Origin of the sequence: Nocardiopsis valliformis DSM 45023, from assembly GCF_000340985.1 — a bacterium.
GTDB lineage: Bacteria > Actinomycetota > Actinomycetes > Streptosporangiales > Streptosporangiaceae > Nocardiopsis > Nocardiopsis exhalans.
Genome location: NZ_ANAZ01000057.1, coordinates 1 through 17,650 on the forward strand (window position 1 = coordinate 1; position 17,650 = coordinate 17,650).

The 17,650-nt window shown below is 69.6% G+C and carries 18 protein-coding genes and 1 pseudogene; 8 read left to right on the forward strand and 11 right to left on the reverse strand.

Features of this window, described 5'->3' with window-relative positions:
- Nucleotides 1-116: 116 nt before the first annotated feature.
- Both D457_RS0130390 and D457_RS34330 read right to left on the reverse strand, forming a co-directional pair.
- Nucleotides 117-1,760 carry a BCCT family transporter gene (locus D457_RS0130390; RefSeq protein WP_017584437.1) on the reverse strand — a complete coding sequence of 548 codons (1,644 nt, stop codon included), beginning with the start codon at nt 1,758-1,760 and terminating at the stop codon, nt 117-119.
- A gap of 175 nt (nt 1,761-1,935) precedes the next feature.
- A complete protein-coding gene (locus D457_RS34330) occupies nt 1,936-2,313 on the reverse strand; it encodes a GNAT family N-acetyltransferase (protein WP_017584438.1) in 378 nt (125 codons plus the stop codon).
- Nucleotides 2,314-2,604: 291 nt separating this feature from the next.
- On the opposite strand from D457_RS34330, the gene D457_RS0130400 reads away from it, so the two are divergent.
- Complete coding sequence (locus tag D457_RS0130400) at nt 2,605-3,204, forward strand: HAD family hydrolase (protein WP_017584439.1); 600 nt, start codon at nt 2,605-2,607, stop codon at nt 3,202-3,204.
- Between the two features lie 123 nt (nt 3,205-3,327).
- Here the strand turns inward: D457_RS0130400 and D457_RS0130405 are convergent, their stop codons facing one another.
- The 3 genes from D457_RS0130405 to D457_RS0130415 form a co-directional block, all read right to left on the reverse strand.
- On the reverse strand, nt 3,328-4,215 hold the full coding sequence (locus tag D457_RS0130405; protein ID WP_017584440.1) for an alpha/beta fold hydrolase: 888 nt from the start codon (nt 4,213-4,215) through the stop codon (nt 3,328-3,330).
- Nucleotides 4,216-4,674: 459 nt separating this feature from the next.
- Nucleotides 4,675-5,493 (reverse strand): aldo/keto reductase, encoded by an 819-nt coding sequence (locus D457_RS0130410; RefSeq protein ID WP_017584441.1) that lies wholly within the window; start codon nt 5,491-5,493, stop codon nt 4,675-4,677.
- Nucleotides 5,494-5,687: 194 nt separating this feature from the next.
- Nucleotides 5,688-6,695, reverse strand: a complete 1,008-nt coding sequence (locus tag D457_RS0130415) for an NADP-dependent oxidoreductase (RefSeq protein ID WP_017584442.1) — start codon at nt 6,693-6,695, stop codon at nt 5,688-5,690.
- A gap of 170 nt (nt 6,696-6,865) precedes the next feature.
- Here D457_RS0130415 and D457_RS0130420 point away from each other — a divergent pair, with 170 nt between their 5' ends.
- The 3 genes and pseudogenes from D457_RS0130420 (at nt 6,866) to D457_RS33810 (ending at nt 9,071) form a co-directional block, all read left to right on the forward strand.
- A complete protein-coding gene (locus tag D457_RS0130420) occupies nt 6,866-7,768 on the forward strand; it encodes a LysR family transcriptional regulator (protein ID WP_017584443.1) in 903 nt (300 codons plus the stop codon).
- A gap of 74 nt (nt 7,769-7,842) precedes the next feature.
- Entirely contained in the window at nt 7,843-8,175 is a 333-nt protein-coding gene (locus D457_RS0130425; RefSeq protein WP_017584444.1) for a hypothetical protein, read from the forward strand.
- Nucleotides 8,176-8,233: 58 nt separating this feature from the next.
- Nucleotides 8,234-9,071, forward strand: a pseudogene (locus D457_RS33810) (TIGR03619 family F420-dependent LLM class oxidoreductase).
- A gap of 55 nt (nt 9,072-9,126) precedes the next feature.
- Here the strand turns inward: D457_RS33810 and D457_RS0130435 are convergent.
- Nucleotides 9,127-9,363: a hypothetical protein gene (locus tag D457_RS0130435; RefSeq protein ID WP_017584446.1), complete on the reverse strand. Its 237-nt coding sequence runs from the start codon at nt 9,361-9,363 to the stop codon at nt 9,127-9,129.
- A 122-nt stretch (nt 9,364-9,485) separates the two neighbouring features.
- Here D457_RS0130435 and D457_RS0130440 point away from each other — a divergent pair, with 122 nt between their 5' ends.
- The 3 genes from D457_RS0130440 to D457_RS0130450 all read left to right on the forward strand — a co-directional run bounded on the left by D457_RS0130440 (nt 9,486) and on the right by D457_RS0130450 (nt 11,622).
- Complete coding sequence (locus tag D457_RS0130440) at nt 9,486-9,935, forward strand: GNAT family N-acetyltransferase (protein WP_017584447.1); 450 nt, start codon at nt 9,486-9,488, stop codon at nt 9,933-9,935.
- A gap of 143 nt (nt 9,936-10,078) precedes the next feature.
- Nucleotides 10,079-10,696 carry a cysteine hydrolase family protein gene (locus D457_RS0130445; protein ID WP_017584448.1) on the forward strand — a complete coding sequence of 206 codons (618 nt, stop codon included), beginning with the start codon at nt 10,079-10,081 and terminating at the stop codon, nt 10,694-10,696.
- 26 nt (nt 10,697-10,722) lie between these two features.
- Nucleotides 10,723-11,622 (forward strand): GlxA family transcriptional regulator, encoded by a 900-nt coding sequence (locus D457_RS0130450; RefSeq protein WP_017584449.1) that lies wholly within the window; start codon nt 10,723-10,725, stop codon nt 11,620-11,622.
- Between the two features lie 30 nt (nt 11,623-11,652).
- On the opposite strand, the gene D457_RS0130455 is transcribed toward D457_RS0130450, so the two are convergent.
- Nucleotides 11,653-13,161, reverse strand: a complete 1,509-nt coding sequence (locus tag D457_RS0130455; RefSeq protein ID WP_017584450.1) for an MFS transporter — start codon at nt 13,159-13,161, stop codon at nt 11,653-11,655.
- A 58-nt stretch (nt 13,162-13,219) separates the two neighbouring features.
- Between D457_RS0130455 and D457_RS0130460 the strand changes: the two genes are divergently transcribed.
- A complete protein-coding gene (locus D457_RS0130460) occupies nt 13,220-13,963 on the forward strand; it encodes a TetR/AcrR family transcriptional regulator (RefSeq protein WP_152514428.1) in 744 nt (247 codons plus the stop codon).
- A 20-nt stretch (nt 13,964-13,983) separates the two neighbouring features.
- Here D457_RS0130460 and D457_RS0130465 read toward each other — a convergent pair whose 3' ends face one another.
- From D457_RS0130465 to D457_RS0130480, 4 genes are all read right to left on the reverse strand, one after another.
- Nucleotides 13,984-15,786, reverse strand: a complete 1,803-nt coding sequence (locus D457_RS0130465) for an alkyl/aryl-sulfatase (RefSeq protein WP_017584452.1) — start codon at nt 15,784-15,786, stop codon at nt 13,984-13,986.
- A gap of 143 nt (nt 15,787-15,929) precedes the next feature.
- Nucleotides 15,930-16,412: a DUF1269 domain-containing protein gene (locus D457_RS0130470; RefSeq protein ID WP_017584453.1), complete on the reverse strand. Its 483-nt coding sequence runs from the start codon at nt 16,410-16,412 to the stop codon at nt 15,930-15,932.
- 152 nt (nt 16,413-16,564) lie between these two features.
- Nucleotides 16,565-16,720 carry a hypothetical protein gene (locus tag D457_RS36585; protein WP_017584454.1) on the reverse strand — a complete coding sequence of 52 codons (156 nt, stop codon included), beginning with the start codon at nt 16,718-16,720 and terminating at the stop codon, nt 16,565-16,567.
- Between the two features lie 85 nt (nt 16,721-16,805).
- Nucleotides 16,806-17,588: a class I SAM-dependent methyltransferase gene (locus D457_RS0130480; RefSeq protein WP_017584455.1), complete on the reverse strand. Its 783-nt coding sequence runs from the start codon at nt 17,586-17,588 to the stop codon at nt 16,806-16,808.
- Nucleotides 17,589-17,650 lie beyond the last annotated feature (62 nt).

Genomic DNA, 17,650 nt, shown 5'->3' on the forward strand with positions numbered 1-17,650 from the left:
ACTTGACCCCAAGGCGCTGATTTCGCTTCTGGTAGCAAGATCATCTTCGGAAGGGGGCCCAAAACCGCCCCGCCACCCGGCGCGGTGGCCGCACGGGATAGCGGGGCGCTGTCGGCTCAGCCCTCGTCCTCCTCCCTGCCTCGGGTGGTCCCGCCACCGTTGTCACGCTGATCACCGCGCATCTTGCGGGCCCTGGCCTCCAAGGGCACGTTGCGCCGCCGTTGGAGTCCGGAGCCGTCTGCTGTCTCGGCGGAGAGGGACTTCACCAGGGCCGCCATCATGAAGAACCCGATGACGAAGAACGGCAGCCCGAACACGATGATCGTCTGTTGGAGGGCGTCCAGGCCGCCCACCCCCGAGGCCGTGAGGACAGTTGCGGCGACCACCCCCTCGGTGATGCCCCAGAACACCCGCTGACGGGTCGGTGACTGCTGCGTGCCCGAGCAGAGCATGTCCACCACCAGGGACGCCGAGTCCGAGGAGGTAGTGAAGAAGATGACGACGATGACGATGGACACCACCGAGAGGAAGGTGGCCAGCGGATAGTTCGCCAGGAAGGCGAACAACGCACCGGGGATGTCCTCCTGGACCACGACCTCGTCGACCAGCCCGCCGTTTCCGTTCAGCTCCATGTCGAAGGAGGAGAGGCCGAAGACGCTGAACCAGACGATGCTGAACGCGGTGGGCAGCCCCAGGACCCCGATCACGAACTCGCGAATCGTCCGTCCCTTGGAGATGCGCGCGATGAAGATGCCCACGAAGGGCGACCAGGTGATGGTCCAGGCCCAGTAGAAGACCGTCCACGACCCCTGCCAGCCCGTGTCTCCGAACGCGTCGTTCCAGAACGAGAGCGGGATCAGCCATTCGAGGTACACACCGGTGGTCTCGATGATGCCCTTGGCCAGGAACAGGGATGAACCGGCGAAGAAGACGAAGAGGAGCAGTCCGACCGCCATCACGATGTTGATGGAGGAGAGCCACTTGATGCCCACGTCCAGGCCGCTGATCACGGAGATCACCGCGATCAGGGTGATGACGGCGATGAGGATGATCTGGGTGAGGCGGCTCTCCTCGATGCCGAACAGCGTGTTGAGGCCGCTGTTGATCTGCATCGTGCCCAGGCCGATGGTGACGGCCACGCCGAACAGGGTGCCCAGGACCGCGAGGATGTCGATGGACCGCCCGATCGGACCGTGGATGCGCTCACCGAGGAAGGGGTAGAAAATGGAGCTGACCCGAAAGGGCAGGCCCCTGCGGTAGACGAAGTAGGCGAAGGCCAACGCCGGGAGGCAGAAGATCGTCCAGGTGTGGAGACCGAAATGGTAGAGCGTGAACCCCATCGCCTGTTGGGCAGCCTGGACCGACTCGGGTTCGACGTTCTGCTGGGGCGGGTTGGCGAAGTGACTGACCGGCTCCGCCACTCCCCAGAACATGAGGATGCTTCCGATACCGGCCGCGAACAGCATGCAGAACCAGGTGAGATTGCTGTACTCGGGTTTGCTGTCCGCGGGCCCGAGCCGAATCTTGCCGAAGCGGCTGGCCGCGATCCAGACCAGGAAGATCAGGAAGGACGTCACTCCGAGGATGTAGAGCCACCCCAGGTAGGACAGGATCCAATTGGACACAGCGCCGAAGACCGCGTCCACGGAATCGGTGAAGGCGATGGCGGACACCACGAAAACGACGGTCAACGTGGCCGATATGAAGAAGATCGCCGGGTTCGTTTCCAGACCCAGCTTGCGTGCCAGCTTTTCGAGCATGCCGACTGCTTTCTGGTGTTTCGGGGCTTTTCGACATGACGGGAAGCACCCTTTCCCGCGCGTCGACCTCGGGCAAGGATACGCACCGGGAAGCGAATTCCTCCGGTATCAACTGCCCCTTCGGCGATAACGAAACCGTTCTTACCCGGACGCACTGCGAGCACACTGGCAGAGCTCACCGGACGAACACCGCGCCGGGCCGCCCGTCCGGCGCGTCGGGCCCGACCCCGACCCGGCGCCACCCCTGCCGTAGGTAGAGGCGCAGCGCGGGAGTGTCGGCGTCGGTGGTCTGGAGCCACAGGCGCCCCGGAGCCTCTTCGACGATGCGGCTCAACAGCGCTGCCCCCAGCCCCCGCCCCCAGGCCCTCGGGTGGACCGCGAGCAGCGGGACAGCGTAGGAGTCTGCCAGTTCCCGCTGGCCCTCCCCCAGCCGTCGACGGAGCTGTTGTCCCCAGGGGTCGTCCTCGGACCAGGCCCACGGGTACCCGTACACGAACCCGATGAGCTCCGTTCCCTCATGGGCGGCGAGCACGATCGTGTCGGGACGGTTCACGTTCACGGCGTACAGCCCGGAGAAGAGGGCGGCCGTGGAGGGCGGCTCGTTGAGCGGCGGCGGTGCGGAGGCGGTGCGGAGGCGGCGGCGTAGAGCGACTCGACCTCAGCCGGAGTGGGCGCGGTTTCGGGTGTGCGGCGGCTGATGCCGTGGGGGTTGACCATGCCGGCTTCCTTACCCCCGTGCTCTCGGGATCACCAGGGGGCAGAGGTTCGCGGGGGCCCCGTGGGGGAAGGAGCCTTTCCGTACCCGAACCCGATACCCCTGTTCGGCCGACCCCGGGAGAGCCTTTTGGACGCTGTGCTGTTCGACATGTTCGGTGTGGTCGCGATGGACCAGTCACCGGCGGTCCGGGCCACGATGGCGGAGTACTCCGGCCACGGCCACGACGCCTTCTGGACCGCCTACTGGGCACCGCGCCAGGACTACGACCGGGGCGACCTCGACGGCCCCGCCTACTGGAAGGCGGTGGGCGAGCGCCTGGGTGAACCCTTTACTTCGGGGCAGGTCGAGAAGTTCATCGCCCTGGACCTGGACAGCTGGTCCCGGGTGAACGAGGAGTCGGTGGCGCTGGTCTCCGAGCTGTCCGAGGCGGGGGTGCGGCTCGGGCTGCTCTCGAACATCCCCGCGGAGCTCGCGGAGCGCTTCGAGGAGCTCCACCCGCACGTGCTGGGCCTGTTTCCGACACTGGGGCTGTCCTGCCGGATCGGGCGCGCCAAACCCGAGCTCGGGGCCTACCGGTGGTGTCTGGAACGCATGGGCGTCCCGGCCGGGGATGTGCTGTTCGTGGACGACAACCGGGCCAACGTCGAGGCAGCCAGGGCGCTCGGGTTCCACGGGCACGTGTTCACGTCGGTTCCGGAGCTGCGACAGCTACTGGGCCGCGGCTGAGCGCCACTGCCGACAGAGCCCGGCCCCCAGGGACACGACCGCTAGAGCCCCTTGGGAACCGGGGTCCGGACCGGTGACGGCCGTGAGGCCGCCACCGGCGCTCGTCTGTGGGGCGGGTACCGCTCAGGTGTCGAGCTCGCGGAGGAGCTCGGCGACCTTCTCAGGCTGCTCGTACAGGGACAGGTGTCCCGCCCCCTCGATGGTGTGCACGTCGGTGTTGAGGAACCGGCGGGCCGGTCCGTGTAGACGCGCGGACGAGAAGAAGGGGTCGTGCGAACCGGTGGCCACGCGGACCGGGGTACCTGCCCAGGCCAGAAAGGACTCCGCGTGGAGCGGGGTCGGGGTCGAGTGGGTACGGCAGTGGCGCGACACCATGGTCAGCCACTCCGCCTCGGAGCGGTGCTCCGCACAGCCGGTGTCCGTGGACGGGCCACTGAGGAACTCGATGAGTCGGGTACTGGTCTGCTCGTTGGGGTGGATCATCCACGGCAGGGTCACGCGCATCGACTCCGAGCTGACGCCCGCCGCGGTCAACCCGGCCGGGTTGAGCAGCAGCATCCCGGCCACCAGCGGGTTCGGGGTCGAGGACAGCGCGATCGCGGCGCCCCGGGAGTGGCCCAGCACGATGACGGGGCCGTCGGTGATCCGGGGCAGCAGTTCGTCGAGCCACGCACCGTAGGCCTCGATCCGGGAACCCGCGGTCCGCTGGCCGCAGCTCAGACCCGGCTGTCCCGGAAGGTCGACCAGCAGTACCGGCCGGTCCGCGGCGAGCGCGCGGGCGGCGGGGACCGTGGTGGCGGCGTTGAAGTTGGTACCCGACAGGACCAGGACCGGGGTTCCGGTTCCACCCGAGGCCCGGAAGGCCTGTGTGGGACCCAGGCGGGTCTCCACGAGCGGAAGGGGTCCGAGTTCGGGCCACTGACTCAGGGCTCTGTGACACCAGGCGTGCACGGACCGCTCTGCGGTTTCGGAGCGGTAGACACGCGCGGTGCGACGGGGGACGACGGTCATGGATCTGGTTTCGCGTAGAGAGACATGTGGTGTCAGCCGCGTGAACTTCCCCGGCACACCAGAGAGGACTGTACGCCTCTGTTCGACCCCTCGCCACCCCGGACCGGAAGTCTGCGGTGTGGTGTCGCCGAGCAGCCGCGCACAACAGGTCCTTACCCGTCGCGAAGTTTCCCCTGTTGGTCGTGTTCACCCTGGTGCGGGAGTCGACGATCCCGACCGGAAGCGGCCATCCGCTTCACCGAGGTTTACCTCAGGCTCGGCCCTGTCACGGGCGTCGCGGAACCGTGGGGTCATCCCGTGGGCGGCTGCGTGTTCGGCCGGTGACGGGTCATCGGTCGTCCGTTCCGGGTGATGTGCGTCATCGGACCACGGGGGACGAATCACGGAGCGGCGAAGGCCCGCCGAGCGGTGCTCGGCGGGCCTTGGTGCCGGTCCGGTCGTCCGGGTCCGGTTGCCTGACTAGTTGAGCGTGTCCGGGTCCGGGCCGATACGGCCGTCGCGGTCCAGCGAACTGATCCGGTCGATGTCCTCGGCGGTGAGCTCGAAGTCGAACACGTCGAAGTTCTCCCGGATCCGCGACGGGGTCACGGACTTGGGGATGACGACGTTGCCGAGCTGAAGGTGCCAGCGGAGCACGACCTGCGCGGCGGACTTGCCGTGCTTGGCGCCGAGCTCGACCAGGACCGGGTCCTCGAGCAGGCCCTTGCCCTGGCCCAGCGGGCTCCAGGCCTCGGTGAGCACACCCTCGGCGGCGTTGGCGGCGCGCATCCCGGGCTGAGAGAAGTAGGGGTGCAGCTCGATCTGGTTGATCGCGGGAACGACCTCGGTCTCGCCGATGAGGCGCTCCAGGGTCTGCGCGGTGAAGTTGGACACGCCGATGGCCTTGGCCCGGCCCTCGGCGTGGATGCGCTCCAGCGCCTTCCAGGTGTCGACGTAGGTGTCGCGGGCCGGGGCCGGCCAGTGGATCAGGTACAGGTCGACGTACTCGGTGCCCAGCCGCTCCAGACTGGCGTCGAAGGCCTTCAGGGCCTTGTCGTAGCCCTGGTCGTCGTTCCACAGCTTGGTGGTGAGGAAGATGTCCTCACGCGCCACACCGGAGTCGGCGATGGCGCGGCCGGTGCCCTTCTCGTTGTCGTAGAGCCGGGCGGTGTCGATGCTGCGGTAGCCGGCCTCGATGGCGGTCGTGACGGAGGTGTAGGCCTCGTCGTCGGGGACCTGCCAGACACCGAAACCGAGCTGCGGCATGGTGAGGCCGTTGTTCAGCGTGACGTGCTGCAAGAGAGTTGCCTTTCAGCGGGGACGGGCGTGCCGCAGCCGTGACCGTGCCGCGGCGGGTAGAGAGATGCGTGGGGGCCAGGTGGCCCCTGGGGCCGCTGTGGTCCCTGGTACCCGGGGGCTCCCATGATGCCGACCTGGAGTGCGCTCCAGGCAAACTGGGGACCCCCGGCCACAGGGCGCGGGTCAGGTGCGGATCAGACGGGCAGACGCACCAGCATCTTGCCGGTGTTGGCGCCGCGCATCATGCCGAGGAAGGCGTCGACGGCGTTGTCGATGCCCTCGACCACGGTCTCCTCGGTGTGCAGCTTGCCCTCGGCCAGCCACTGGGCGGCGTTCTTGTAGTACTCGGGGGCGAGGTCACCGTGGTCGCCGACGAGGAAGCCCTGGAGCTTGATCCGCTTGCCCACCAGCAGACCGAGGTTGTCCGGGCCGGGCACCGGCTCGGTGGCGTTGTAGACCGAGATCGCCCCGCACAGCGCGGCACGGCCGTGGACCCGCATACCTTGGATGGCCGCGCGCAGGTGGTCGCCGCCGACGTTGTCGAAGTAGACGTCGATGCCCTCGGGGGCGGCCTCCGCCAGCTGTCCCTCCAAGTCGCCCTCGCGGTAGTCGATGGCGGCGTCGTAGCCGAACTCCTCCAGCAGGCGGCGCTTCTTCTCGGGACCGCCCGCGGAGCCGATCACCTTCGAGGCGCCGAGCTGTTTGGCGATCTGACCGGCGAGGCTGCCGACCGCGCCCGCGGCACCGGAGACGAACACCACGTCGCCCTCCTTGAGCCCGGCCACGGCGGTCAGGCCCGCGTAGGCGGTGAGGCCGACCATGCCGAGCGCGCTCAGGTAGGCCTGTGCGGGGGCGGCGTCGGTGTCCACGACCTTGGCCCGGGCGGCGTCCATGAGCGCGTACTGGCGCCAGCCCTGGAAGTGCAGGACGCTCGCGCCGACGGGGACGTCGGGGCTCTGGGAGGCGACGACGGTGCCGACCGCGCCGCCCTCCATGGCTTTGCCCAGTTCGAACGGCGGCACGTAGGACTTGACGTCGTTCATGCGGCCGCGCATGTAGGGGTCGACCGACATCCAGTCGTTGCGGACCAGGATCTGGCCCGGCGCGGGGTCGGCGACGGTGGTCTCGACCACGGAGAAGTCCTCGGGCCGGGGTTCGCCGTCGGGCCGGGCGACGAGGTGGACTTCCTTGGAAACGGGCATGGTTGTGCACTCCCCTGAACGCGACTTCGTGGGACCGGGTACCGGTACGACCACGGGTCTTCGACACTAGACCCGGATGACATACGGGGACCAATAGAATCGGCGAGGTGACCTATAGAATTTCCAATGGTTCTACGTCGCCCGACATCGTGCCCGGGCCGGACGGGCCCTTGGACCTCCAGCTGCTGCGGACGTTCCTGGCCGTGCACCGCTCGGGTTCCTTCACGGCCGCGGCCCAGTTGCTGCAGCTGTCACAGCCGACTGTGACCACTCAGATAAGAGCTCTGGAACGGCGTCTGGGGTACGCACTGTTCGAACGCCTCCCCCGCGGGGTGGCCCCCACCTCGGACGCCAACGACCTCGCCGCCCGGGTCGCGGGGCCGCTGGACGACCTGGAGACAGTGGCGTTCCAGGGCGGCCCCGGCACGTCATCGGCTCCGACCGCTCCGCTGCGGTTGGCGGGACCGGCCGAGCTGCTCAGTGAGCGTGCGCTGCCCGCGCTGGCCCCGCTCGTCGCTGAGGAGAAGCTGCGGCTGCGCGTGCACACCGGGCTGGCCGACGACTTGTTGGAGGGGCTACGGGCGGGGCGGCACGACCTGGTGCTGTCCTCGATCCGACCCCGGGGCCGGGCGGTGCTCGCCGAACCGCTGATGGACGAGGAGTTCGTGCTGGTAGCGGCGCCCGTCTGGGCGGAGAAGGTGGGCCTGCCCCGGGTCCAGCGCCAGGGCTGCACGGCCCTGTGCGGGGTTCCGCTGGTCACCTACGCCGACGACCTGCCCATCGCCCGCCGCTACTGGCGGCACGTGTTCGGGGTCCGGCTGACCCACACGCCGGAACTCACCGTGCCCGACCTGCGCTCGGTGCTGGCCGCGGTGGTCAACGGGGCGGGCGCGACCGTCCTGCCGCGCTACCTGTGCCAGCGGGCCCTGCTCGAAGGTGACCTGGTGGCGCTCCTGGAGCCGGAGGACCCGCCATTCAACACGGTGTACCTGGCCCGCAGACCCGGGGTGACCGACAACCCCCACCTGGACCTGGTCCGCTCCCATCTGACCAGGGCCGCCCGTACCTGGTGAGAGGCGGCCCCTGGCCGGACAGCTCACTGGTCGTGCGACTCGGCCGGGGTGGCCCCACTGGCTGGGGTGACCGGATGCACCTCACTGTGATCCCCTATAACAAGGACGAGGACGGGTTCGAACGCCGCTCCGCCGACGAGAAGTCCGAAATCCAGTACGGCAACAGCTGGGTGCCCGACACCCGGGTGCGCTCGGAGACCGGCCCCGGCGGCGTGGAGATCCGGGTGGGAGAGAGTCAGAGCCTGGGGTACGCGCAAAAGTTCGCCGTGCCCCAGTTCGAGAACCTGGTGGTCGAGGCGCGGGTGGAGGCCAGTATCGACGAGGGCCGGAGCGGTTCGCTCTCCGAGAGCGAGAGCGAGGAGCTCGCCGTGGCACTGCTGGTCCACGCGGTCAAGCAACTCCCATAAGCGACGGGCCCGCGGATGTCTTGACCTTCACACTGGTGTGACGGGCTACGGTCGCCGCATGAGCGAGCTGACCGAACCTCTGACCGGGCCCCGCCTCCAGGTCGTGCTGCCCGACGAATCACCCGAGATGTCCCCGCACACTCTGGCGGACCTGGGCGTGCGCGCCGAGGAGCTCGGTGCGGACACGGTGTGGCTGCCGGACCACGTCCTGCCGCCCGAGCCCTACGGGAACACGTACGGGGGCGTGTACGAGCCCCTGGTGGCCTTGGCCTACCTGGCAGCGCGCACCGAACGGGTCCGGTTGGGCACGTCCGTGCTGGTGCTGCCGATGCGCGACACGTTTGTCCTGGCCAAGCAGGTGGCCACCCTGGACCGGCTGTCCGAGGGCCGGTTCACCCTCGGGGTGGGAGTGGGCTGGGAGCGCGAGGAGTTCGCGGCGGTGGGCTCGGACTTCACCAACCGGGGAGCCCGGACGGACGAGGCCCTGGCGCTGCTCCGGCACCTGTTCGAGGGAGAGGGCCCGTTCCGGGGAAGGTTCCACTCCTACGAACGCGGGGTGTTCGAGCCGCGCCCCGCGGATCGGGTCCGGCTCATGGTGGGTGGCGGCTCGGACGCGGCTCTGCGGCGGGCCGCGGAGTGGGCCGACGAGTGGCAGGGGGTCGACCCGGACCCGGAGGTCTTCCGGAGGGCGCGTAACCGGTTGCGCCAACTCACCCGCCGCCCGGTGCGTGCCGGGGTCCGGATGGCGTGGACCGGCGGTGAGGAGGAGTTCGCGGCCGCGGTGGAGCGCTTCCGTGAGCTGACCGCGTCGGGGGCGGACTCGGTGGCGGTGTGGTTCGGGCGACGCCGAGGGCTTCGAGGAGCGCATGGAGCGTTTCGCGGCCGCGCTGCGCTGAGTGAGAGCGCTCTCCGCGGAGCCGGACCGGGTTCGGCTCGCGCGGGGATCCCGGGCTACTTCTGGTGACGCAGCAGGCCCCGGCCGCCGTACTTCTTGTGGATGGCCTGCTTGGACACACCGAGGGCCTCAGCGATCCGGGCCCAAGTGGCGCCCTGGTTGCGGGCGCGGCGTACCAGGACGGCCTCGGCGCGTTCGGCTTCCCCCCGCAGCTGGACGACGGCGTCCAACCCCACCAGGGGGTCGTCGCCGTCCAGGGCCCGGGCGAGCTCGGCGATCTGTTGGGTGTCCATGGGTCAACTGTAATTGACCCCTCCCGGGGGTGGGAGAGCCGAAACGGGAGAGTCCGCAACCAAGTAGCGGGAAGCGGCTCATAACCAACGGCCCCGCCCACGAGGCTCGCTAGATTGGGCTCATGCTCACCATTGAACGCGCTCTGAAGACGGACGTGGAAGCGATCGTCGCCATGCTGGCCGACGACCCCCTGGGAGCCCAGCGCGAGACCCCCGACGATCTGTCCCGCTACCTCGAGGCCTTCGAGGTCATCGACGCCGACCCTCACCAGTACCTGGCCGTGGCCCGCCGCAACGGCCGGGTTGTCGGCACCCTCCAGCTCACGGTGCTGCCGGGCCTGTCCCGGCAGGGGGCCACCCGGGCCCAGATCGAGGCGGTTCGGGTGCACACCGACGAACGCGGCAGCGGCCTGGGCAGTGATCTGCTGGAGTGGGCCGAGCGGGAGGCCCGAGGGCGCGGTTGCGTGATGCTGCAGTTGACCTCGGACGTCAAACGGCAGGACGCCCACCGCTTCTACGAACGCCTGGGATACGAGCCCAGCCACATCGGTTTCAAGAAGCGGCTCGCCTGAGTCTCGTGACCGTGTGGCGGCGGTGAACGCTTCGGGCACGACCCCGCCGACCGGAACCGGGTCCGGGAGCTGTGACCGGATCAGTCCGGTCACAGGCGGGATCGTGCCTGGTTCGGGGCGCTGACCGTTGGAAGGGTTGGGGCATGAACCCGACACGTACCGGCAGAGCGCTCGTGGTCGTCGACGCGCAGCAGTCCTTCCTCCAGCGCGAGAGCTGGCAGGCCTCGTCCGACCCCGAGGTCGCCAACCGGATCGGACGCCTCGTCGACCACTTCCGCGGCCGGGGCGACCGGGTCGTGTGGGTCCTGCACACCGAGCCCGGCAGCGGCACGGTATTCGATCCCGAACTCGGGTTCGTGGAACCGATGCCCGGACTGAACCCGGCCGACGGCGAACCCCTGCTGACCAAGACCGCGCACAGCGCCTTCACCGGAACCGACCTGCAACGCCTGCTCACCGGCTGGGGTGTCACCAAGGTCACCGTCTGCGGGGTACGCACCGAACAGTGCTGCGAGACCACCACCCGCATGGGTTCGGAGCTGGGGCTGGCCATGACCTTCGCGGTGGACGCCACCGCTACCGAACCCATCGAGGCACCCGGAAGCACCCCGGGCCGCGCGCTCCGGGAGATCCTCGACGACCCACGGACCCTCCGCCCCGAGGACGTCATCACCCGCACCGTCTACGCCCTGGCCGGACGCTTCGCCGCGGTGCGCACCGTGGACGAGATCGTGGGCGAGCACATGCCCGGGGCCCGCTGATCCGGTTCGGCTAGGCTGACCGGATCGTGCGCAAGATTGTCTTCCTGCTGCTACCCGGGCTCCACCTACTGGATCTGGCGGGCCCGGCACAGGTGTTCTCCACTCTGGCGGAACTGGGCCGCCCGGTGGAGCTCCACCATGTCTCCGCTCTTCCCGAAGTACCCACCGCCCAGGGTGTCGGGTTGCGGTCGGCGGTCGAGTGGCCCGCCCTGGGCCCCGACGACCTGGTGCTGGTCCCCGGGTGGCGGATCCGCGGCACCGCGCCGCACGCCACCCCGGCCCAGGCCGAGGCGCTGACCGCGCACCACACGGCCGGGGGCACGGTGGCGAGCGTGTGCTCGGGGGCGTTCGTTCTGGCGCGGGCCGGGCTGTTGGACGGGCGCCGGTGCACCACCCACCACACCCTCCAGGACGAGCTGGCCCGGCGGTACCCGCGTGTGCGTGTCGTACCGGACGTGCTGTACGTGTCCGACGGCCGGGTGGTGACCTCGGCGGGCATCGCCAGCGGCATCGACCTCGCGCTCCACCTCGTCACCCGGTGGCACGGACCGTCCGTGGCGGCCTCCGTGGCCCGGGAGATGGTGGTCTACGCCCGCCGCAACGGTGACCAACCCCAGGCCAGCGCGATGCTGCGGCACCGGTCCCACCCGGTGGACGTGGTGCACCGCGTGCAGGACACCATCGACGCCCGGTACGCCGAACCCCTGCCCCTGGCCGAGCTCGCCGCCTCGGCCGGGGTCAGCGAACGCACCCTCACCCGTGCGTTCACCGAGGCCACCGGGCTGACCCCGCTGCGGTACCAACAGCGGTTGCGGCTGGAACGCGCTGAGCAATTGATCGGTGAGGGCGCGACGATGGAGTCGGCGGCGCGGACCGTGGGTTTCCAGGACGCCCGCATGCTCCGCCGTCTGCGCTCCCACCCCTGACTCGGCCACCCGGGAGAGCGCTCTCCCTGATCATTTCTGGCGCAGGAGCACTATGAGCCCCAGCCCCAGAGCGAGCAGCAGCGCGGCCCCGACCATCCCGGTCGCGGCCATTCCCGACACGAACGCTTCTCGGGCCGAGGCAGCCAGACTCTCCGCGGCTCCGGTCGGGAGGTGTTCGGCGACGGCGAGGGCCGCGCCCAGGCTGGAGCTGATCGCCTCCGCCCTTTCGGCGGGCACGCCGTCGGGCAGCTGTGCCTGGATCCCGGCGCGGTAGGCCGCCGCGCTGACCGTTCCCAGGACGGCGATCCCCATCGCGGCACCGAACTCGTTGGCGGTCTCCGACACCGCTGAGGCGGCACCCGCCCGGTCGGGGCTGACCGCCGCGACCACCACGTCCACCGCCAGCGCGACCACCGGCCCGACACCCATGCCGACCAGGGCCGACCCCAGCAGGACCCACCAGATCGGCGGGGCTGCGGGGGTGAACCCGAGCACCAGCATGCCGCTGGCCGAGGTCAGCGCGCCTCCCACGAACACCGTCCGGTAGCTCCACAACCGGGCGGCCGTGGCCGAGAGCGTGGAGGTCACCGCCACCGCGGCCAGGACGGGCAGCAGCAGGAACGCGGCGCCGAGCGGGGAGAACCCCTCGACCAGCTGGAGGAACTGAGCGGTGTGCAGCATCATCGCGACGAGCGAGAACATCATGAGCGCGCCCGCGAGCACGGCCCCGGTGAACCGTCGGTTGGCGAACAGGGACACGTCCACGAGCGGAACCGCCAGACGCCGCTGGCGGAGGACGAATACCGCCCCCGTGAGCAGGCCGAACAGGAGGGCCGCTCCGCCTGCCGGGCTGAGGGCGAGCTCCTCCGCGGTGGTCTTGATCGCCCATACCAAGGGCAGCACGGCGGTGAAGGAGAGCAGGACGCTCAGTGTGTCGAGGGGGTCAGGCCGCTCGGCCCGGTACTCCGGCAGCACCAGAACGCCCGCCACCAGCAGGGCGAGGATGATCGGGACGTTGATCAGGAAGACCGAGCCCCAGCCGAAGAACTCCAGCAACCCGCCGCCGACGATGGGCCCGAGCGCCGCACCTCCGGCGAAGCCCGCCGTCCACAGCCCGATGGCGCGGGTGCGTTCGGCGGGGTCGGTGAAGATGTTGCGGATCAGCGCGAGCGTGGACGGCATGAGGGTGGCTCCGCCGACGCCCATGAGGGCCCGGGCGGCGATCAGTGCCTCGGGGGTCGGTGAGAGCGCGGCCGCCAGGGAGGCGGCGCCGAAGAGCACGGAACCAATGAGGAGCAGGCGCCGCCGCCCGATCCGGTCGCCGATGTTGCCAGCGGTGATGAGCAGCCCGGCCAGCAGGAAGCCGTAGGCGTCGAGGATCCACAGCATCTGACCGGCGGTGGGCGCCAGGTCCGCGGTGATCGCGGGGACGGCCATGTACAGGATGGAGATGTCCATCGAGGTGAGCAGGACCGGGACGACGAGGACGCCTAAGGCGAGCCACCGTCGGCGGTGGGTTCGATGGGTTCGCGTGACCATGGAAACTCCTTGGGTACGGTGTACGCAACTAGTGAGTACACCGTACGCAAGAGTTAGCATGACCGCAACGACGAACCGGGTGGTGAGTGTGGCGGGGCAGGCTCTGAGCAGGGAACGCATCGTTGGGGTCGCGATCGACCTCGCCGACGCGGAGGGGCTCGACTCAGTGTCGATGCGCCGGATCGCCAAGCAGCTCGGGGCGGGGGCGATGTCGCTGTACCGGCACGTCTCCGACAAGGAGGAGCTCCTCCGGGAGATGATCGACACCCTCCACTCCCGCTACGCCTACCCCGACCCCGAGGGCATGGACTGGCGTGAACGGATGCGTCTGCTCGCCCGGCACGACTGGGACATGTACACGGCCCACCCATGGCTGCTCACCGCCACCGCAACCCTCGCCCCGCCCGTGGGCCCGCACATGCTCGCGTCGATGGAGTGGGCCCTGGCCGCCCTCGAACCCCTCGAACTCACCCCGCAACAGGCCGGACGGGCGATCATGGCCGTCACCCACTACCTCCAGGGCAGTGCCCGTCTGGCGCTGGGCGGCGAAGGTGACCTGGACGAACGGAACCCCGGAAACGCCTGGCGCAGAAGACTCAGCGGAGACGACCTCTCCGCCTTCCCCCGTGTGGCCGCCCTGGTGAACTCCGCGTCCGGCTCCGCCACTGGCTCCGAAGGGCCTCCCGAAGCGCGAGCCCCGGGGGCGGAAAGCTCAGCCGCTACGGCCGCGGGGAACGAAGACTGGGTGATGTCCGGCCTGGACATGGTCCTGGACGGGATCGCCGCACAGTCCGGCAGGTAGGTTTCCCCGGCGAACTCCGGTCAGGGGGTCACGATGTCGAAGGTCGGGTCGGGTTGGTCCAGCAGGCCGAGCAGACGGTCCAGCAGTTGTTCGTCCCCGGAGAAACTCATGCCCTCGGTGCCCTTTCCGGCGAGCAGGCGCAGCAGGCGGAATTTGTTCAGGGTGATGGTGAGGTCCGGTTCGCCCCGGCGCGGCTTCTCTCGGGTGGTGAGCGCCCCGTTGGAGAGCGTGGTCCGGTAGGTGGTGTCCATGTCGGTGAACACCCAGTCGATGACGAAGTACTCCTCCCAGGCCTTGGGGCCGTTGACCCGGATCGCCACGGACTCGAAGAGTTGGTCCACCGACAGCGCGGCCGCCATCCCCGTGCCCAGGGTCGGGGGCAGGTCCGGTTTGCCCCGGCGTAGTTCGGCGGCGCCCTGGAGGTAGAAATTGCGCCAGGTGCCGCTCTCCGATCCGAAGCCCAACCGCTCGTACACCCCGGCCAGGGCAGCGCGGGCACGAGCGTGTCCGGGGTCGGTGAACACGGCGTGGTTGAGCAGTGTGGCGGCGAACCTCAGATCGCCCCGGTCCCGGTACCCGTCCGCTTTGCGCACCACCTCGTCGATGCCGCCCATGCACTCCACGTACCGTCGCGCGGCCTCCTCGGGCGGATGTTCCCACAGGTGGGCGGGGTTGCCGTCGAACCAGCCCATGTAACGCTGGTAGATCGCCTTGACGTTGTGGCTGACCGAACCGTGGTAGCCCCGGGTGTGCCACTCCCGTTCCAGGCCGGGCGGTAGCTGGAGGTGTTCGGCGATCTCCATGCCCACGTACCCCTGGTTGATCAGGCGCAGGGTCTGGTCGTGCAGGTAGGCGTAGAGGTCGCGCTGCTGGCGCAGGAAGGCGACGATCTCGTCGGTGCCCCAGGTGGGCCAGTGGTGAGAGGCGAACAGGACGTCGGAATCGTTGGCGAAGAGCGCGATGGACTCGTCGAGGTAGCGCGACCAGGCCCGGGCGTCACGTACCGGGGCCGCGCGCAGGGTGAGGATGTCGTGCAGGTTGTGGGTAGCGTTCTCCGCCATGCACAGGGCCCGGTGTTCGGGGAAGTAGAAGTTCATCTCGGTGGACGCCTCGGGGCCGGGCGTCATCTGGAAGACGATCCGCACCCCGTCCACCACCTCCTCCTGGCCGGTGCGGGTGATGGAGCGGTTGGGCGCGATGAGCGTGACCGTGCCGGAGGACCTGCTCAGGCCCAGCCCCACACCGATGTGTCCCCTCGGCCCGGCCTCCAGGTGGGATCCGGTGTGGAAGAGGCCGCGGCGGGCCATCGCCGGACCGGTGTAGACGTTCTCCGACACCGCGTGTTCCATGAATCCCGCGGGTGCGAGGATCGGCACGGTGCCGTCGGTGACCCCGCCGACCCCACCGAAGTGGTCCACGTGCGACTGCGAGTAGATGACCCCGCTGACCGGCCGGTCGCCTCGGTGCGCCCGGTACAGCTCCAGCCCGGTGCGCGCCGGTTCGGCGGAGATGAGTGGATCGATGACCAGGACGCCCTGGTCGCCCTCCACCAGGGTCATGTTCGACAGATCCAGGCCCCGGATCTGGTAGATCCCCTCGGTGACCTCGAACAGCCCCTGTCTGGAGCACAGCTGGGACTGCCGCCACAGACCGGGGTCGGCGCTGTCGGGACACTCCCCCTCGAGGAAGCCGTAGGCGTCGGCGTCCCACACCACCCGCCCGCTGTCATCTCTGACCTGTCCGGGTTCGAGCCGCGCGATCAGACCCCGGTCCGCGTTGGCGAAGTCGGTGTCGTCGGAGTGGTCGGGTCCGTTACCGGTCATCACTTCTCCTCGTCGTACTGGCCGAGGCGATCAGCCGAGCGGGGTGCGCTTCCCCTGAGTCGTCTGAGCCGGGCAGAGGAGCCGCCGGTGCGAGTGGCCCGCACCGGCGGCGTGAGAGGGCCCGGGGCTCCGGGGCAGGAAGCCTAGGACTGGAGGGCCTCGACGAGCTCCCTCTCGTTGTCCTTGGACAGGTTGGTCTGGATGACCGTAGGGTCCAGCGGCCGGAAGGCGTCGACCACGCGGTCGATGGTGGCGTCGTCGGCCAGCAGGAAGACCGCGGCCCGGCCCTGCTGGAGCTCGGAGCCGATGTCCTTGATCATGTCGTCGTCGATGCCGACGTCGCTGAGTCTGCCCGCGATCGCGCCCGCGCCCGCGCCGACGGCCAGGCCGAGGAGCGGGTTCAGGAAGAGCAGGCCGATGAGTGTGCCCCACAGGGCACCGCCCGCCGCACCGTAACCGGTGAGGTTGACGGTCTGGTGGATGCGGGGGCGGCCCTTGTCGTCCTTGTAGGCGTAGGCGGCGTCCTCCAGCTGGAGGAGCTCCTGTTTGCTAAGGTCAGCGGCGATGTCGAGCGCCTTCTCGGCGGTGTCCCGGTCGGCTACCCCGAGTACGATCAGCTGCGCCATGAGTGTGTGGTCCCCCGTCGTCGTTGCCTGGCCCGCGGGGAGCGGACCCGATCGGCGGGAGCCTTCCCTGCCGCGCCTTTGGCCAACGCCAGCGGGAGGGCGCGATCCTGCAAAACCCCGCACGGAACGGGCCCCGCACTGGCGCGCGGGGCTCACCAGTCGTTGAGCGGTCCTCCGGGGCCGGGGTCGTCAGGGTCGTGGGGGTCGCGTTCACGGCGCACCTGCCGCCGGACCAGCCGGTACAGCCCGTACCCCCAAGCCAGTACGACCCCGGCGACCAGCAGGTAAGCGAGTGGTCCGAGTACCACGTGTGCCTCCTGGTTCGAGAGTTACCTTCCGATACCTACCCTGTGGTGCCGTCAGGACTCGTCGGCCAGGCCTCGGAACACCCGCTCACACGCGTCGGGCCAACACCAACTGGGTGGTGTAGGGCACCTTGACGTTCCCGTCGGGGAAGTGGCGCTCGGCGATCGCGAGGATCTCGGCGCGGGTGCGCTCCTCGCCCAGCTCGCGGACGACCGCCGCCATCTTGCTGGAGGACAGCGCCATGCCCAGGTACTGCTGCGCCGTGAGCTCACGCACCCAGGGGTGGGAGTGCTCGGTCGCTCCGGCCATCCCCTGGACCCCGGAGAACTCTCCGACCAGGTCGTACTTGCGGTAGTAGCGGTCGTATCCGGGGCTGTACCGCTCCAGCAGGGCCTCGTGGTCGTCGATGAACGCGCTGCCGTCGAGGTCGCGGTTGTTGTTGAGCACGGCGAGGGTGCCGCCGGGCGCGAGCAGGCGGACGGACTCGGCGTAGAAGGCGGGGCGGTCGAACCAGTGGACGGCCTGGGCGGTGAGGACCAGCGCGGCGGAGGCGTCCGGGAAGGGGATGTCCTCGGCGCGGGCGTCCACGTACTCGACCCCTTCGGCCTCGGAGGCCGCGGCGTCGAGCATGTCCCGGCCGGGCTCGACCCCCACCACGCGGGGGCCGGGGCCGAAGACGCCGCGCAGCGAGCGGGTGGAGATACCGGTTCCGGAACCGACGTCGAGCAGGAGCCAGGGGTCGGGCCAGGCGTCGGTGGTACCGGCGCGCACGTGGTCGCGCAGGGTGTCGAGGGTCTGGCCCGGGTAGTCGGGGCGAAAGGCCCGGTAGTTCTCGATGAGGCCGGTGAAGGCCTGGGTGCGGTCGCTCATCTGGGATCCCTCCGCTGTGTACGGGCTGAGGTGGATTCACCGGTGTACAGGTCGTTGGTCGG

What these genes read in the sequence shown, in the direction of transcription:
- D457_RS0130455 (WP_017584450.1), bottom strand. Translation starts at nt 13,161, where the DNA reads ATGGTCACGCGAACCCATCGAACCCACCGCCGACGGTGGCTCGCCTTA.
- D457_RS0130390 (WP_017584437.1), bottom strand. Translation starts at nt 1,760, where the DNA reads ATGCTCGAAAAGCTGGCACGCAAGCTGGGTCTGGAAACGAACCCGGCG.
- D457_RS0130465 (WP_017584452.1), bottom strand. Translation starts at nt 15,786, where the DNA reads ATGACCGGTAACGGACCCGACCACTCCGACGACACCGACTTCGCCAAC.
- D457_RS0130445 (WP_017584448.1), top strand. Translation starts at nt 10,079, where the DNA reads ATGAACCCGACACGTACCGGCAGAGCGCTCGTGGTCGTCGACGCGCAG.
- D457_RS0130470 (WP_017584453.1), bottom strand. Translation starts at nt 16,412, where the DNA reads ATGGCGCAGCTGATCGTACTCGGGGTAGCCGACCGGGACACCGCCGAG.
- D457_RS0130460 (WP_152514428.1), top strand. Translation starts at nt 13,220, where the DNA reads ATGACCGCAACGACGAACCGGGTGGTGAGTGTGGCGGGGCAGGCTCTG.
- D457_RS0130405 (WP_017584440.1), bottom strand. Translation starts at nt 4,215, where the DNA reads ATGACCGTCGTCCCCCGTCGCACCGCGCGTGTCTACCGCTCCGAAACC.
- D457_RS0130440 (WP_017584447.1), top strand. Translation starts at nt 9,486, where the DNA reads ATGCTCACCATTGAACGCGCTCTGAAGACGGACGTGGAAGCGATCGTC.
- D457_RS0130435 (WP_017584446.1), bottom strand. Translation starts at nt 9,363, where the DNA reads ATGGACACCCAACAGATCGCCGAGCTCGCCCGGGCCCTGGACGGCGAC.
- D457_RS0130425 (WP_017584444.1), top strand. Translation starts at nt 7,843, where the DNA reads ATGCACCTCACTGTGATCCCCTATAACAAGGACGAGGACGGGTTCGAA.
- D457_RS0130480 (WP_017584455.1), bottom strand. Translation starts at nt 17,588, where the DNA reads ATGAGCGACCGCACCCAGGCCTTCACCGGCCTCATCGAGAACTACCGG.
- D457_RS0130415 (WP_017584442.1), bottom strand. Translation starts at nt 6,695, where the DNA reads ATGCCCGTTTCCAAGGAAGTCCACCTCGTCGCCCGGCCCGACGGCGAA.